11 protein-coding genes are annotated in these 16,946 nt (G+C 34.9%); all 11 read right to left on the minus strand.

The features are described from left to right. Positions 1-341 precede the first annotated feature (341 nt). The 11 genes from ACSV4D_RS11180 to ACSV4D_RS11230 all read right to left on the minus strand — a co-directional run bounded on the left by ACSV4D_RS11180 (position 342) and on the right by ACSV4D_RS11230 (position 16,887). Positions 342-2,078, minus strand: a complete 1,737-nt coding sequence (locus ACSV4D_RS11180; protein WP_439228350.1) for a glycoside hydrolase family 43 protein — start codon at positions 2,076-2,078, stop codon at positions 342-344. Between the two features lie 148 nt (positions 2,079-2,226). Beyond that, a complete protein-coding gene (locus ACSV4D_RS11185) occupies positions 2,227-3,591 on the minus strand; it encodes a glycoside hydrolase family 43 protein (protein WP_439228351.1) in 1,365 nt (454 codons plus the stop codon). Between the two features lie 6 nt (positions 3,592-3,597). Further along, a complete protein-coding gene (locus tag ACSV4D_RS11190; protein WP_439228352.1) occupies positions 3,598-5,532 on the minus strand; it encodes a glycoside hydrolase family 97 catalytic domain-containing protein in 1,935 nt (644 codons plus the stop codon). A 6-nt stretch (positions 5,533-5,538) separates the two neighbouring features. After that, on the minus strand, positions 5,539-6,882 hold the full coding sequence (locus ACSV4D_RS11195) for a glycoside hydrolase family 43 protein (RefSeq protein WP_439228353.1): 1,344 nt from the start codon (positions 6,880-6,882) through the stop codon (positions 5,539-5,541). A gap of 12 nt (positions 6,883-6,894) precedes the next feature. Then, positions 6,895-7,788, minus strand: a complete 894-nt coding sequence (locus ACSV4D_RS11200; protein WP_439228354.1) for an alpha/beta hydrolase — start codon at positions 7,786-7,788, stop codon at positions 6,895-6,897. 39 nt (positions 7,789-7,827) lie between these two features. Next, positions 7,828-8,952, minus strand: coding sequence for an alpha/beta hydrolase-fold protein (locus ACSV4D_RS11205; RefSeq protein ID WP_439228355.1), 1,125 nt, complete (start codon positions 8,950-8,952; stop codon positions 7,828-7,830). Between the two features lie 52 nt (positions 8,953-9,004). Continuing rightward, on the minus strand, positions 9,005-10,561 hold the full coding sequence (locus ACSV4D_RS11210; RefSeq protein WP_439228356.1) for a glycoside hydrolase family 43 protein: 1,557 nt from the start codon (positions 10,559-10,561) through the stop codon (positions 9,005-9,007). A gap of 29 nt (positions 10,562-10,590) precedes the next feature. Beyond that, the gene (locus tag ACSV4D_RS11215) at positions 10,591-11,550 is read right to left on the minus strand and encodes a glycoside hydrolase family 43 protein (protein ID WP_439228357.1); all 960 of its coding nucleotides are present in this window, start codon (positions 11,548-11,550) and stop codon (positions 10,591-10,593) included. 65 nt (positions 11,551-11,615) lie between these two features. Beyond that, positions 11,616-13,553, minus strand: coding sequence for a glycoside hydrolase family 97 catalytic domain-containing protein (locus tag ACSV4D_RS11220; protein ID WP_439228358.1), 1,938 nt, complete (start codon positions 13,551-13,553; stop codon positions 11,616-11,618). A 4-nt stretch (positions 13,554-13,557) separates the two neighbouring features. Further along, positions 13,558-14,394, minus strand: coding sequence for a sialate O-acetylesterase (locus ACSV4D_RS11225; protein ID WP_408081871.1), 837 nt, complete (start codon positions 14,392-14,394; stop codon positions 13,558-13,560). A gap of 33 nt (positions 14,395-14,427) precedes the next feature. Then, entirely contained in the window at positions 14,428-16,887 is a 2,460-nt protein-coding gene (locus tag ACSV4D_RS11230) for a glycosyl hydrolase family 95 catalytic domain-containing protein (RefSeq protein ID WP_439228359.1), read from the minus strand. Positions 16,888-16,946: the final 59 nt, after the last annotated feature.

Here is a 16,946-nt window from a genome sequence, read left to right on the forward strand (position 1 = left end):
TTGTGTAATTGTTTTAAAAAAATAAGTGTTAGCACAACACTAAATAATTTTAACACAGTCTTTTGAGTAAGTGTTAAACAAATGTAAAATAAAAAAAGATAAAAACAACCGATTGTGTTGTTTTTTTTAATATAAATACAAAAAAAAGTAAAATAAAATATTTTAACTGTATTTATATAACAATTGAATTACACATATAGCAACATTAAACCTAAGCAAGCTTTATGTTTTTTTCAGGTAATAATTATTTAAACAATATTTATAGTAGTTAAATCATTTTAGAAGATTGTTTTATCTGTTAAACTTGATTCAAGCTTAACAGATAAAACATATTCCTTTATTTATGGGTGTGCATCATTGTTTGAAGTAGCATACAATCCTAACAAGCAACCTGTAAATCCACCTGCTACATCAGTTGATAAAATATCTCCTGAAACAGGTCCGCCAACATTAACAAAATTAACTCCATCGAGAGAATAACTGAAGTTGTATTCGTCTCCTTTGGCTTTTATTTGTAATTGTATTGGTTTTTTAATATCAATTTTTACACTGCCAATTATTGTAGAGTTTACTGCAGCATCTCTTCTTGTTTTTTGATTTTTTTGTAAAACCACATAATAGTCTTTGTCTTTCATCGTAATTCCAAATACATAATTAGAAGCTTCATTTTGCAAAGCCACAACCCCAGTTAAATCTTTGTCTGATTTTGGTTTATAATCAATCGTAGTCGTCAATGAAAAACTATTATGCTGCTGACGATAAAACAAAGTAGAAGTTGGCTTTACTTCCTTAATATTAGTATCAAACGGATTAATTGTTAGACCTTTTTTCGAAGTTGTGATAAATTTTTCACGGGGTCCTCTTAGACCAATCCAACGATAATCTAACTTAGTTGCGGTAAAATTATCATTGAATGTAAAATTTCCATTAGGGAAGAATCCCTCTTTTCCTGTTTTATTTTCGCTAACTCCTTTTGGCATTTTTAATTTTGGCTCTAATGGAATTAAACCATTTTCAAAAACCGGAAATTCTCCAGACCAATCTACAGGTAGAATAAAAGTTTCACGACCTGTGTTGACTCTGTTTTTTTCATTTGGTCTCACTGCCAAGAAAACTCCGTAGTATTTATCTCCAGGTCCTTTTACTAAATCCGCATGACCAGCCCAATCAACTTTATTGGCTCTGTCTCTTGGAAAAAAGCGCTGAGTCAAAATTGGATTGCTTGGAGCAGGAATGAAAGGCCCTTTTGGACTATCACTTTTAAAAATAACTTCGGTATGATTACCTCCTGTACCACCTTCAGCACACATTAAAAAATATTTTCCATCTTTTTTATACAGATGTGGTGCTTCGATCCAAATTGGATTTTTAGCCGGATCTACTCCTCCATCCACAATAATTTTGTCTGTTCCCGGAATTACCTTATCATTTTCAACATCATATTCCCATACTTTAATCACACGGTGGCCATTGTAACGCTCTTTCCCATTATCCGGTGCATCATTATGAACAATATATCCTTTTCCATCATCATCGAAAAAGATACAAGGATCTATTCCTCCAAATCCTAATTTTATAGGATTACCCCAACCTTTCTTAGGATCTTTAGTTTTTACAATAATATTGTTCAAACCTCCAGAAAAAGCGGTTACAATCATATAAAAAGTATCATTGTGAGGATTATAAGTAATCCCAGGAGCATAAACACCTGCGCTAATACCTGTATCGTGAGGATTAAATTGAGTAACATCATTTAATACTCCACCCAAATCTGTCCAGTTTACTAAATCTTTAGAGTGAAAAACAGGTACTCCCGGAAACATCGCAAAGGAAGAGCAAACCATATAATAGTCATCTCCTTTTCTGGTAATGGCAGGATCTGGGTAGCAACCTTGCAAAATTGGCGTATAAAACTCATCCGATTTTAAGGGGTTATCTTTATATACTTGATCATCTCCTTGGTAGGTAAAATTCGAAAATAATGGTGCATTATTCTTTGATTTATTTTGACTGTTGGCTCCCATAAAAGAAAACAGTACTAACATTAATAACAATTGCTGCACTTGCGGTTTTTTCATTACATTAATTTTAATTGGTTAATTTATATTATAATTCATTTATTAAAAAATAATTTTTAATAGCATTAAATTGCGGTTGTTTAAAAAATCTAATTTATACTTTTTTCAACACAAAAACAACCGATTGCTTAAATATTTAAAAAGAGGATTATTTAGAAAACATCCAATAATCGAAGTACATGATTTGACTCGTTGCTTTTCCTTTGAAAACAAAATATAAATCGTGAATTCCGGTTACTTTTTTAATATCAATTGTCTGTAGCGACCAACGGTCATTACCTCCCGTCATGGGTATTTTTAGCGTTCCTAGTAATTCTCCGTCTTTGCTGTCTAATCTTATTTCCATTGACACATTTCCATTATGAGTAGTACCAATTCTTGCAGTAAATTTTGAAGCGCCTTTTTTTCGGAAATCTACAGCTTTTACTTTAGTGTAAGCATCATTGTATTTTGCGGTGATAAAATTCCCCACAACATCATTTTTCATTGATTTTACACCTTCCGACCAGGCAATAGTCTCTGCTTCATTTTTAGCATAAGGATTTAATGGACTTAAACTCTGTTTTATGCCTTCGGTCATATTCAACGGTATAATAGAACCATCTTTATTAAATTGAAGTTCTTCTACACATACCGAACGATTAAAACCACTTCCTCCAGGCAAGCCCGCATTGTGATAGAAAAAATAACTTTTCCCTTTAAAATCGATAACACTGGGATGATTGGTAAAAGATCCGCCTTGTGTAGGCATTACAACACCCTGATATTTCCAAAGTCCTGTGATACTTTTACTGGTTGAATAACCAATATGTTCCGATATTGGACCGGCAGCAAAAAATAAATAATAGAGATTGTTCCGTTTATACATCCAAGGGCCTTCTTCATAAGTCGTTGGTCTTTGTTCGTTCACTTTTCCTTCACGCTTGCCAAAAGCTTCAATTGTATTAGGAATTTGCTTGATTTCGCCTTCATAAGAAATCATATCTTCATTCAACTTTACATAGTAACAAACAGGATTTCCCCAAAATAAATACCCCTGTCCATCATCATCAATAAAAACGGTTGGATCAATATCGGCATTACTATTTGATACTAAAGGTTTTCCTAATGAGTCAATAAATGGTCCATAAGCACTATTGGAAACAGCGACACCAATACCATTTTTCCCCTGGCGATCGGTAATGGGTACATACATATAAAATTTTCCGTTACGCTCGATACATTGTGGTGCCCAGGCATTCATTTTTGCCCAAGCAAACTCTTTGTAAGATAATACAGCTCCGTGATCTGTCCAATTGACCATATCTTCTGTGGTATATAATCGCCAATCATTCATAGTGAACCAAGTCGATTCATCTTCATCATGACTAGTATATAAATATACTTTCCCATTATAGACCATCGGTGCGGGATCGGCCGTATAATTGGTTTGTACAATAGGATTTTGAGCCTCTCCTATTGTAGCTTTTAAAAGAATTATAAGTAATACTACTATTTTATAAAGATGCTTCATTTTGTTTTAATTTGTTAATACAAATCCTCCATTAGGTTGTATTGTAATTGTAAGATCTCCTTTTTTAGAAACTTTAACCGATGTTGTATACGTTTCTTTATCAACCTTATCATTATAGATATTGATTGTTTGACCAGCAAGTATTGGCAATTTAAGTTTTAATACTTTAGCTGCTTTTTCGGCATTCACACCAGCAACACACCATTTTTGATTATTTCTTCGGGCAATTACAGTATATTTCCCTGGATAACCATCAATAAAAACAGTCTCATCCCAAGTGGTTGGAACAGTTTTCAGAAAATCCAATTCGAATGCTGGCACATCTTGAAGGTTATTGGGAGTCAAACCAAACATTTGAACAGGATTTTGAAAAAGAACAGCAGTTGCTAACTGAAAAGCATCAGTGGTTAAACGCTCTTGTCCTTTTTGATTTCCTTTGTTCAAGAACTTATTTAACAATACCCCACCAAATTCCATACTTCCAACCGCATTTCGAATAAAAGGATGTAATGACGCAAAATAAGCTTCTTTTTCGCGAACATCCTGCGAAAAAATTAGCATTTCGGAGGCAAGAACAGCTTCGCTACCAACAAAATTGGGATACATTTTTTCCCAACCACGTGGAAGAGTTGTACCGTGAAAAATTATCATTAGACCATAATCATTCGCATCTGAAAGAATATCTTCGTACAATTTCATTGTTTCTTGCTTGTCACCACCAAAGAAATCTACTTTCAGCCCTTTTACACCAGCTTCTTTGAGCCATTTCATCTCATTTTTTCGGGCAATCGTAGTATTCATTTTATTAAGCGGAGTCTGAAATGCATCATTTGCAGTACCATTCGAATTGTACCACAAGAATACCTCTACATTTTTAGATTTGGCATACTGGATTAATTCTTTCATTTTTTCATAACCAATTCTTTCATCCCACCAGGCATCAATTAGAATATATTCGAACTTCATAGCAGCAGCCAAATCAATATATTTAACCTGAACATCGTAGTTCATACTATTGTCTTGCCAAACAATCCAACTCCAGGAACCACGCCCCGTTTTATATTCTTGCGATGGTTTATAAAGTGGTTTTACTACATCAAAAGGGATTGTTGTTTCAACAATTGGTTTGAGTGTTTCACCAACAGTAATCGTTCTCCAAGGTGTTACTCCAGGAAGGCTTATTTGTGCTCCCGAGCTTCCAAAACCATTATTTTGTTTGGGATTAGGATATTCTACAGTAAACAATCCATCTTTAAACTTACTCAAATGTGAGCCTGTATATAAACTACTAACTCCTGTTTCGGATAACAAAACCCATGCTTTATCTCCTAAATGGAAAAGTCCCGGAAATACATAACCTTCAGAAGATGTAGCCTTATCCAATGGCAAATCGGCTTCGTAACCACTTTCATAACTAGGTGCTGTACGTGCAAATCCAGTCATTGGTCGCATCATTGGAGAAAGAAATGTAGTTGTTGAAGATGGAAAGCTAAATCCTGTCTTTTCTTCAGTAACGACACAAACTTTAGTATCTCCCCAAGAAGGGATTTCATATCGAAAAGCAATATTATTATTACTCACTTGAAACAAAACAGCTATTTTTTGTTCTTTAGCATTCGAAAACACACAGTTTAAAGCATTTGCTTTATAACTTACTTGCGATTGTTTAATTTTTGTTTGATTGTAATTTTCCTCCACTTTAGCTGTAGCTGAACTTACAAAATTCATATTAGCCGTAAAATCACCTGCATTAGTAATTAGTCCTAATGGAGAATCTTCTAGTACAATTCCACCTTTATACGTTACTGAATAAACGGGTTGACCACTTTTGACCAATACATTCAATATCAATTCTCCATCAGGACTAGAAACTGACATTGTGTTTTGCGAATAAACTACCGAAGCCATTATCAAGCAGTATAAAACAATTATTTTTCTCATTTTTATCTATTTACTGAATTTCCATGCATCAAAATTAAACAACTCTCCTTGTCCTCCTTTAAAAATAAAAAACAAATCATGCACACCATCTACTTTCTTAACTTTAGTTTGAACTGTTTTCCAGTTTTGCCATCCACCAGTATTTTCAATTTTTAGTGTTCCAATAATTTCACCAACTTCATTATCCAAACGAACCTCAACCTTTCCCTCATTTAAAGAAGCAGCTATAATTTCTATTTTTTTAGCTCCTTTTGCAAAGTCAACTCCTCGCACCTGAATAAAATCGCCATTGTGAATTTGGGTTACATATACTCCCTTATCCTCACTTTTATCTGTTTTAACGCCTTTACTACAAGCCATCGTTTCGGCTTCAATACGTCTAAATGGATTGACTGTTTCTATTTGTTCAGGACCTTCATTTGTAAAATAAGAATGATTTTGAATGGTTCCATCCTCGTTATAAATAATCCTGTCAGCATCTACAGAACGTCTTTCATAAAAGGTAGAAGTTTCACTTTTAATCAAATCATAACTGTGCCCAAAGACATAAGATTTCCCCTTATAATCAATAATTCCGGGATGATTTCCTCTTGTTTTTTCGCTTGCATCTACAATCATTCCTTTGTATTCCCAAGGTCCTGTTGGAGTATTACTCATTGCATAACCAATGCCTTCCGGACAACAAGTAGAAGCATAAGACAAATAATAATGATTATTTCGTTTCCATACCCACGGTCCTTCCTGATAATTTTTAGGTTTTGAATCCACTTTTACAACTTTGCCTGAAGTAGAAATCATATCTTCATTTAGTTTAACATAATACAAATGCGGATTCCCCCAGTATAAGTAAACCTGACCATCATCATCAATAAACGGACTAGGATCGATGTCGTCCCAAATATTATGATCAGAATACACTAGTCTCTTACCCAGAGGATCTTTAAATGGTCCATAAGGACTATCAGAAACCAAAACCCCGATACCTCCACCATGCATGGGACAGTATAAATAAAATTTACCATTGCGTTCAATGCATTGCACTGCCCAAGCACCATTATCTTGTCTGGCCCAAGAAAAGTCTTTTAAAGAGGCAACTACCCCATGTTCTGTCCAATTGACCATATCGGTTGATGTATACAATAACCAATTAAGCATTTTAAATCCTTTGGCATCATCTTCATCATGGGAAGTATAAAGAAATATGGTATCATTATGCACCATTGGAGCAGGATCAGCTGTATATTTAGTTTGAATTATTGGTTTTTGAGCCATTACTGCTGCAAAATTCAAAAGAAATAGGATTCCTAAAACCCGTATTTTTTTTGTGTTACATTCTAATAATTTAATCATAATTGATGTTTTTTACTCTCCTTTAGAGGTGTTATCTAAAATTGTGTATTTGTTTAATGATGAAACATCAACAGCTTTAAACAAAAACTGAGATAACATATATAGACCATTTTTCCAAACTTTAAAATCATGCCCGCCTGGTTCTAAATAATACACATGAGGTACATTGTTTTGAAGTAAATAGTCGTGAGTACGTTTACTGAAATTAAGTAATCCATCAGCATCACCACAAGAAATCCATAACAGTTTTAATTGTTTCTTTGCTTCTTCTGGATTTGGAACTAAAACTTCAGGTAATTTAGTGTTGGGAGCAGAAGAAAAACCTCCCACCCAGGCAAATTTATCTAAGTTCCCCAAACCAAAATTCAGAGATTGTCCACCTCCCATAGAAAGTCCTGCAATGGCACGGTTCTCTCTATCGGTCAAGGTGGGATATGTTTTTTCAATAAACGGAATTAAATCGTCCAAAAGATCTCTTTCAAAAGTGGTAAATCCCTGAACTTTATCCGAAGCCATAATATTTCCTGTAGCTCTATCATCTTTAATAGCGCGACCATTTGGCATCACCACAATCATTGGTTTAATTTTTCCTTCAGCATATAAATTATCTAATATTACTTGAGGAGAACCTCCTTTTAACCATTCTTTTTCATCACCACCAATACCGTGTAGCAAATAAAGTACGGGATATTTATTACTTTTTGAAAAACCAGGAGTAGTATAAACCAAAGCTTTTCTGGTTGTACCTACTGTTTTAGAATCATAAGAAATGGTGTCTATTTTACCGTGTGCAATAGCTGCTCTTTCCTGGTCAAATCCTTTTGGTCCTTCTTTTTCTATTTTTTGGGCAACAACAATTAGGTTACACATAAAAAGCATGCTTGCTGTAGCGATAATTTTTTTCATTATTTTATTTTTAGATTGATTGATAGCTTAATTATTCTTTTAATCTTTAAAAAGCAAAGGAGCTAATTCTTTTATGCTGCGACGCCAAGTTTGAAACTCATGAGCTGTTTGATCAGACACGTAGGAAACGGCATTGAATCCAGCCTCTTTAAGCCCTTTTACCGCAGTTTGAACTCGATCTGGATTTTCGCGACTTCCACAGCTTATGAAAATAAGTTTCACTTTAGATTTATCTTTAATCTCTTCCGGAGTATAAATGCCTCCACTTAGCAGTGCAAATTGTGAAAAAACATCTGGTTTATTCAATGTGATTGTATGGGTTTCCATACCTCCCATAGAAAGACCAGCCATTGCACGATTGGGTTGGTTGGCTAACGTACGGAAATTAGCGTCTACATAAGGAATTAATTCATCGACCAAAACCGTCTGAAATGGTTCAATCTTGAAACTTGCTATACCCCCCCATTTGATTTCATTAGTCATTCCATAAGTCATCACAATAATGAAAGGTTTTATTTTCCCTTCGGCAATTAAATTATCCATGATCAAATTGACGCGTCCTTGATTGCTCCAAGCTGTTTCATCTTCTCCCCAACCGTGTTGCAAATACAAAACTGGAAAACGTTTTGATTGCTCTTTTGAATAACTTGGCGGTGTATAGACATAAGCTCTACGTGAAGTATTGGTGCTTTTTGAAGGAAAAAGAATTTGCTGTACATGACCATGAGGAACATTTTTCAAAGCATAAAAATCTTGATCATGAGCCGGAATTTCGATACCACTTTCCCAACGAGTAGAGCCATAAAAATTTAGTGCTCCAGGATCATTAAAAACACCTCCATCAACTGTAACGTGATAATAATGAAATCCTTCATCCATAGGACCAGCTGTTGTTCCTGTCCAAAATCCATTTTCTCCTTTAGAAAGTTCAGTTCCGCCTTTTGCTCCACCCAATCCTAGACTTACAACAACCGATTTAGCATCGGGTGCCTTAATTTGGAATCGGGCATAACCTTGAGAATTCACTTGTGGATATTCTTGTCCGGGTTGATTAACTGTTGAAGCTTTGAAATCTTCAATAATAGTTGCCTGTGCTGTTTGTGCTGAACACAAAGAACCAGAGAACATTAGAAATACGAATAAGATAATTGAATACTTTTTCATGTTTTTTAATTATTTAAATTTTTACTTTTTTATAATCATAATATTAAATCAACTATTTAATTCTAAACCAATCAAAATCAACATATCCTCCTGGATTTTTAGTTGCATAATTAAATAAGCCAAAACGATACCCCATGAAATGCGGAAGTGTATAAGGTAGGTTTATCGTGTTTCCAATAGGAGTCCATTTTTTTCCGTCAAGACTGTAATAAAACCGTCCTTTATCTGCTCTGTTTTTAAAATCACATGCTGCTTTAAAATATACTTTGTCCTGATTTAAAGGAACACTTTCGATTTCTTTTGGAATGTCTTGTGCGGCATCAATCATTACAATTTTTTTAGAACCATTTTCAATTTTGACAGCAATCAAACCATATTGTTTTTGTAACAAAGAAAGTCCGGCAAGATCTCCTTCTTTCATTTTAGAAACATCAACAAGTGTCGTTGCGTAACTTTCTGGTCCAAAAGTTCTTTGAGTTAAGGTATTTTTGGCTTGAACAAAACTGCTGTCTATTCTTGCGGTTTTTAATCTTAGATAGCCTTTTCGCTCTGTAACCGACCAAAGTGAATTATCCGGATTATGATTCCACTGCCAAACCAAAGGCAAAGCTGCATCTCCTTTTTTACGATTAAATTCATCAGAATTTACGATTCCAGGAATTAATCCTTTGCTAGGTGGTAAATCTAAATATTCAGGAACTTTCCCATTTTCGCCTAATTTTGGCCAACCATTTTCCCATTTAACGGGAACTAAATAAGGAATTCGACCAACGCCTCCATTATCTTTAAATAAATACGAAAACCATCTGCCATCCGGAGTATCTATAAGTCCGCCTTGTGCCACACCCTGATCTTGTAATCCCACTTTACCTTCCCAAGGACCATTGATGTTATCGGCACGATGGATAACTACAGTTCGCATTCCGCCACGCGGCCAACAAATATTAAATAAATAGTACTTTCCGTTTATTTTAAAAAGTTGAGAACCTTCAGAATTTAGCATAATGTTATTTCCAGCAGGTGCGCTGGCATTTTCAATCAAGACTCTTTTCGTTTCTTCTTTTACACCTGAAAGGTCTTTGTTTAGCTCTATAATTTCAAGTTTTCCTGCTCCCCAAACCAGATACACTTTTCCATCATCATCAAAAAGAATAGAATGATCATGGTAAGAACTGTTTAAAACTATTTTTTTCCAAGGTCCTTTTTCGATATCTTTTGTTGAATAAATATAGGTTTTGCCTGTTGTTCCTGAAAAAGTACTTACATAATAAATTCCGTTTTGGTAGCGCAAACAACTAGCCCAAGAACCTCTGCCATAATCATTTTTACCGTTTTCTAAATTGAGTCTATCGTTATTATCTTCTAATGTTTCGTAAGCATAATTAACCAGTTTCCAATTGACTAAATCAGTCGATTTCATAATGGGTACTCCTGGATTCACGTGCATTGTGGTACTGCTCATATAATACGTATCTCCTACTCTTATCATAGACATATCCGGAACATCAGCATAAATAATTGGATTTTGTGCTTTTTTTTCTTGTGCAAAAGCGACCATTTGGATAATTATAAGCAGACATGAGAAGATAAACCTGTTCTTATGTATCATTGGATAAAAGATTTAAATTGAATTAATTATTACTCGATTTTTTTAACGCCATCAGTAGTTTGTATTACTTTTTGAATCGTTCCGTCCTCATTATAATACATATAATCTACACAAACAGAGCGTCTGTAACTACCTCCAGTTGGTAAAGTTCCGTTATGGTAAAAGAAATACGATTTTCCTTTATAGTCAATGATACCTGGATGAGTAGTAAAACTGTTAGGTACATTTTCCTGAATAATTCCTTGGTACGTCCAAGGTCCTGTAATGCTTGTTGCTGTACAATACTCTATCATTTCTGGTTTTGTACCAGCACTAGCATATACTAAATAATACAGGCCTTTTCTTTTGTAAACCCAAGGTCCTTCTATATAATTTTTTGGTTTGAAAGTAGTAATGGAACCGTCTATTTCAGTCATATTCTCTTTCAATTTCACCCACTTACAACTTCCGTTACCCCAAAACATGTAGGCCTGCCCGTCATCATCCACAAATACGGTAGGATCAATATCATCCCATGCGTGAGGTAAATCTTTAGTCATTTCGTTAATAACAAGTGCTTTTCCTATGGCATCTTTGAAAGGCCCTGTAGGCGTATCTGAAACAGCAACTCCTATGGCAGCTCCACCGCCACTAACATCATCTTTTTCGTGAAAGGTAGAGACAAACCAGTAAAATTTACCATTTCGCTCGATACATTGAGCGGCATAAGCATCTCCTGTAGCCCAAGAAAAAGTACTTGGAGAAAGCGGTGCTCCGTGATCTTTCCACGTGGCCATATCAGTTGTTGAAAATACGTGCCAATCGGCCATTTTATAATTGGTATCTGCTTCTGTTGCCACATCATGACCAGTATATAGAAACAAAGTATCGTTATGTACAATCGGAGAAGGGTCTGCAGTAAAAATGTGTTTTATAATTGGATTTTGGGCTGTCATTTCAATCATTGGCAAACAACAAAATGCCAATACAATCTTAGTTTTCAATTTCATATTTATAGTTATTTTAGGTTGGTTATAATAGTTATTACCTAATGGTTTATATTTTATCGCTAATCTTAATTTCGAATTGGATTTAAAGACACTACAAAACCTCCTCTTCTGAGTAGTTTTACTTCAATTGCACTTGTTTTATCTACTACCATTACTTGTGAATTAAAATCCTTATCGTGCTTACCATCAGTAATGATAACGGCGCGATAACTCATCCCTTCTTTCAAAAAGTCCAACTTGATTTTCTTTGTTTTTTCTTGACGTTCTGAGGCACTAATACCTCCAATATACCATGTATCCCCTTTTTGTCGTGCCATAGTAACTTCTTGCCCCGGATAACCATCAATAAGTTTGGTGTTATCCCAAGCTGTTGGCACTTCCTTCAAAAAAGTTTTGGCTTCATCAGGAAGTTCATAATAGCCTTCTGGTCTGTCTGCCAAATGTTGCAAAGGAGACTCAAAAATGACGGAAAGAGCCAATTCATGCCCATAAGAAGTATGATGCGGAAATTGCGAATTGGTAAACGTAACAGGTGTATAATCCATCGCTCCAACAACATTTCTTGTAAAAGGCAAAATAGTATTATGCTCTGGTGCTGTAGTACTAAATTCTGGACCATTATTATACCATTCAGCACCACGTACGGCTTCGTAAGTCATTAAATTAGGATAGGTTCGAGACCAACCACGAGGTACGATACATCCGTGAAAATAAACCATCATTTCAAATTGAGCGGCATCTTCCAAAATATCAAGATAGTATTGTATCATATTTTGTTTTTCACTTTCAAAAAAATCTATTTTGACACCAGCAACACCTAATTTTTTCAATTTTGTAAATTCTTCCACTCGATTTTCATGGGTAAGCATACGATTTTTTGGAGTAGAAGAAACCCAAGTGTGATCTCCTCCGGAATTATACCACATCAAGGGTTTTATACCTTTAGAATGGATGTATTTCAAGGCATCTTCAAGATTCCCGCCATTTGTCATTCCATCCCATTCCCAATCTAAAAGCGTATAAGGCCAATCCATTTTTACTGCCAAATCAGTAAAATCGCAAACAATTTTATAATCTTTGGTGCCGTGGTTACTCGACCAATAATTCCAGGATACTTTTCCTGGTTTTACCCAATCCGAATTTTTAAAATTTGTGGGAGTTGATACATCTTCAACTAAAGTGCTTTCTACAATATCGGCTAAACTACCAATAGTAATTACCCTCCAAGGCGATTGCCATGGAAGCGAAATATTCGGTTTTGATTCACCAGTTCCTCTACCATCTCTGGGATCAGGAAAAGTAAGTTTATATGTATTTACATCCTGCATATTACTTAATTTTGTTCCACAATAATTGCGGTCTAAATCAGCTTCGTGAAGCAAATACCAACACGATTTGTCTGCAGAATTGAATAAGGCAGGATAGCACCACTCTTGTTGCAGCAATTTATCTTCACTAGAAGCAGCATACAAACCTTCATTGGCAGGATTCCATTTTTCTAACCATCGCATACTTTTATTTGGAATTTCATACGCGGTAAATTCATCTTTTAAACTATAAGTTCCTTTTTTTTCAGGAAATTCATATCGAAAAGTAATTCCGTCATTATAAGCTCTAATGATAAGGTTTAACTTAGCTTTGCTAGGATTTTCAAATGAGACCACCACTTCGTTGGCTTCATTATCACGCACTGCCTTTTTGCCGAAAGGAAGTTCATAGTGCTCCTTTATCATTTTTGATTTACTTGCCTTTAAAAAAAGAAGTTCTTTCGAAAAATCCTGATCATTTCGAGATAATCCAAGATGTACTTTTGGAAGAATTTCAGATGTATTTTTATCTGTATTGTAGGATACTTTTAAATACCATTCGCCTCTATTACCAGCATTCATAGAGAACAATTCCACCCTGTTTTTTTTATTTGGGGATTGTAATTTTAATTGCTGGGAAAAAGTTGGAAGTATTCCAAACAAAAATCCAATAAATACATATATTCTGAATTTCATATTCTTATTTAATTTTCATTAATTCAAGCATTTTTGCTGCATATCGTTTCCCTAATATTCTATACCCTTCGGCTGTAAAATGAAGATTATCTTTAGCATCAGGAATACCACTTGACGAAATCACATAAGAATTTGAAATTACCTCTGGCAAAGTCGCAATGATATTATTCATACTCGCGCAAATCCCTTCTTGATTCGCATGAACCACTTCTCCGGCTAGTAAAGGAGTAGATTCCGCTTTAAGATTTAGGTCTTTCAATAAATTATCATACACTAATTTTACCTTTTTTGGCCAAAGCACATCACCCGTATTTGATTCTCCCTGATGCAATAATATTCCTTTTATTACACCTGTTTTTTGAGCAATTTTAGCCATTTCTACTAATCTGGCATAAGGATTTCCATCATACTGTGACACCGTGTTTTTTAACCAATCTGGCGATGTACTTACATAGGATTCATAATTATCTTTGTCAAAAAGTTCAATTTTACAGCCACCAACAGCTACATTGATAACACCTACTGTTACATCATCAGGCAAATTAGCGATCATTTCTCTTCCAAAATAATCAGATGGAGTCAATCCTGTAGTACAACGACTTAAAGGCGGAACTGCAGTGTACCACTCCCCCTTTTTTCTTTTCAAATTATCACAATTGACTGCTTCTAAAACTTTAAATCTTTTATCAACTACAGTATCTTGTGGTTCAAACTTAGCATTACCTTCCATATTAGATTGCCCAAAACACAGATAAACATAAAATTTAGGATTTTGTCCAAATGTATTTGATACACAAAATAATACTGCTACTAGAAACAAGCCGTTTAATTTATTTTTCATATTATTCTATTTTTAGATTTTGTATATAATAATTTATTTAGTTTCGAATGTGTACGTTTTTCCTTTCACGGTATTTATATCGACCAAAATTGTTGGTCTTAATTCCAATGCTTTAATGTTAGATTCTTTAGATATAATGGGCTCTGCCGTTTCATTTACAAAATAAAAAGGATTTGGATTTTCCCCTTTTGCAATTACCAAATCAGCTCCTGACTTTTCTTTCATAGTATTTGGTAAACGTAATCTTAAATTTCCTCCTAAAGCTGATTTCACTGCTATATTAATAAGTTTACCGGCTTTCCATTCCATACTGACAATCTCAAAACCACCTCTGACGCGTATTCCACTAATGCTTCCATTTTTCCATACATCGGGTAATGCAGGAAGCAAGTGAATGGCACCATCGGAACTTTGAACCAGCATTTCAGTAATTCCAGACGTACACCCAAAGTTTCCATCAATTTGAAAAGGTGGATGTGCGTCAAATAAATTATTGTAAGTTCCGCCGCCTCCTTTGTTTACCCCTAAAGGAGTGAGTTGATTTTTAATCAATGAATAAGCGTGGTTACCATCTTGTAATTTTGCCCACCAATTTATTTTCCATCCCATACTCCAACCTGTAGATACATCGCCACGTTGCAATAATGTATTTTTAGAAGCCGCAAATAATTCCGGCGTTTTGTATGCTGATATTTGATTGGATGGAAATAATCCATATAAATGAGACACATGGCGGTGATTGTCTTTTGGATCATCAATATCATCCAGCCATTCTTGAAGTTGGTTATATTTTCCAATGTGCATTGGTGCCAATTGGCTACGCATTTGCTTTAAAGTATCAATCAAAGTAAAGTCTTCATTTAAAATTTGTGCAGCACGAATGGTTGTATTAAAAACATCACTTACAATCTGAGTATCCATTGTGGTTCCGGCATCAAGAGAAGAACCATTATGAGCTTGCGGAGCATTCTCCGGGGAATTCCCAGGATTGACTACCAACCAATTGTATTTAGGATGTTTTACCAAAAAATCGACATAAAACAAAGCAGCGCCTTTAAGTGCAGGATATATGGATGCCAAAAATTCTTTGTCTCCTGTGTAAAGATAATGTTCCCATAAATGCTGACTGGTCCATCCGCCACCCGCAGTCCATAATCCCCAAAAAGCACCATCTACAGCACCAGTTGTTCGCCAAATATCGGTATTGTGGTGTGCCATCCAACCTCTCGCACCATACATTCTTTTAGCTGTCTCTTTTCCAGTTTCAGATAAATCTTTAACCATTTGTAAAAAAGGAGCATGCAATTCGGAAAGATTTGTTTTCTCGGCTGGCCAATAATTCATTTCGGCATTGATATTAATCGTGTATTTACTGTCCCAAGCCGGATTAAGATTGTTATTCCAAATTCCCTGTAAGTTCGCTGGTTGTCCTCCTGGTTGAGAAGACGAAATCAATAAATAGCGACCATACTGATAATATAGTGCTACAAATTGTGGATCATTGGTATTTCTAAAATTTTTCAAACGCTCATCTGTTGGCAAATTGGCTTCTTGAGTTGTACCTAAATCCAATTTTACCCGATTGAAATATTTTTGATATCCAACAATATGTGCTTTTTTAAGAGATTCATACGATTTCCCAGAAGCCTTATTCAAATAGTCCAAAGCGCGTTGGTTTTCATTGCCACTGACGTCCTGATAATTATTAAAATTAGTCGCTATTGATATGAATAATATTGCTGAGTTTGCCCCTTTTACTGTAAGCGAATTTTCGGTTTGCTCTAGTTTTCCTTTATTTAATTGAATACGAGTGATGCCTTTAAACTTAATTAAACTTGCCACGCCTTCATGGTCACTAGTAGAACCTGAAATTTCTAAATCTTTAGAATTGCTTACTTTAAAATTTTTGATTTTATGAGGCGAAGTATAATCGGCAGTAAATGAAATACTCCCTTTTTTACTTGCCGTAAGATGAATAACAATAACTCTATCTGCAAAAGATACAAAAGCCTCTCTGGTATAGGTTATACCATAAACAACATAAGTAGTTTTTGTTATTGCTTTTTCTATATCTAATTCCCTTCTATAATTAGAACAGTTTTCCTGTCCTTCAAAAGTCAAATTCAAATTCCCCACGGTTTGAAACGTTTGACCATGGGACTTTTTAGAAATAAAAGCTTCGTTAGCTAATTTTTCCGCTTCTTTGTGTTTGCCTTCAAAAATTAATTTCTGAATTTTTGGTAATGCAGCAAAAGCAGCTGGATTATCATTTCTGTTAGGTCCTCCACTCCAAACGGTATTTTCATTCAACTGAATAATTTCATGAGCAACATTCCCATAAACCATAGCTCCCAAAAATCCATTACCAATCGGCAAAGCATTTTCCCAAGTACTAGCTGATGGTTGGTTGTACCAAAGCTTAAGACTATTGTTCTCTTGTGCATAATCTAAACATTGTACTAAAAGCAAAGCTATAATGAATATTTTTCTCATAAAATACTAATGTATTTAGTTAAATATTATATGTGTATGTATTACATTTAAAAAAAAGC

Origin of the sequence: Flavobacterium sp. ARAG 55.4 (assembly GCF_051846875.1) — a bacterium.
GTDB classification, from domain to species: domain Bacteria; phylum Bacteroidota; class Bacteroidia; order Flavobacteriales; family Flavobacteriaceae; genus Flavobacterium; species Flavobacterium plantiphilum.

What these genes read in the sequence shown, in the direction of transcription:
- ACSV4D_RS11215 (WP_439228357.1), bottom strand. Translation starts at nt 11,550, where the DNA reads ATGAAATTGAAAACTAAGATTGTATTGGCATTTTGTTGTTTGCCAATG.
- ACSV4D_RS11200 (WP_439228354.1), bottom strand. Translation starts at nt 7,788, where the DNA reads ATGAAAAAAATTATCGCTACAGCAAGCATGCTTTTTATGTGTAACCTA.
- ACSV4D_RS11210 (WP_439228356.1), bottom strand. Translation starts at nt 10,561, where the DNA reads ATGATACATAAGAACAGGTTTATCTTCTCATGTCTGCTTATAATTATC.
- ACSV4D_RS11230 (WP_439228359.1), bottom strand. Translation starts at nt 16,887, where the DNA reads ATGAGAAAAATATTCATTATAGCTTTGCTTTTAGTACAATGTTTAGAT.
- ACSV4D_RS11205 (WP_439228355.1), bottom strand. Translation starts at nt 8,952, where the DNA reads ATGAAAAAGTATTCAATTATCTTATTCGTATTTCTAATGTTCTCTGGT.
- ACSV4D_RS11195 (WP_439228353.1), bottom strand. Translation starts at nt 6,882, where the DNA reads ATGATTAAATTATTAGAATGTAACACAAAAAAAATACGGGTTTTAGGA.
- ACSV4D_RS11190 (WP_439228352.1), bottom strand. Translation starts at nt 5,532, where the DNA reads ATGAGAAAAATAATTGTTTTATACTGCTTGATAATGGCTTCGGTAGTT.
- ACSV4D_RS11225 (WP_408081871.1), bottom strand. Translation starts at nt 14,394, where the DNA reads ATGAAAAATAAATTAAACGGCTTGTTTCTAGTAGCAGTATTATTTTGT.
- ACSV4D_RS11220 (WP_439228358.1), bottom strand. Translation starts at nt 13,553, where the DNA reads ATGAAATTCAGAATATATGTATTTATTGGATTTTTGTTTGGAATACTT.
- ACSV4D_RS11185 (WP_439228351.1), bottom strand. Translation starts at nt 3,591, where the DNA reads ATGAAGCATCTTTATAAAATAGTAGTATTACTTATAATTCTTTTAAAA.
- ACSV4D_RS11180 (WP_439228350.1), bottom strand. Translation starts at nt 2,078, where the DNA reads ATGAAAAAACCGCAAGTGCAGCAATTGTTATTAATGTTAGTACTGTTT.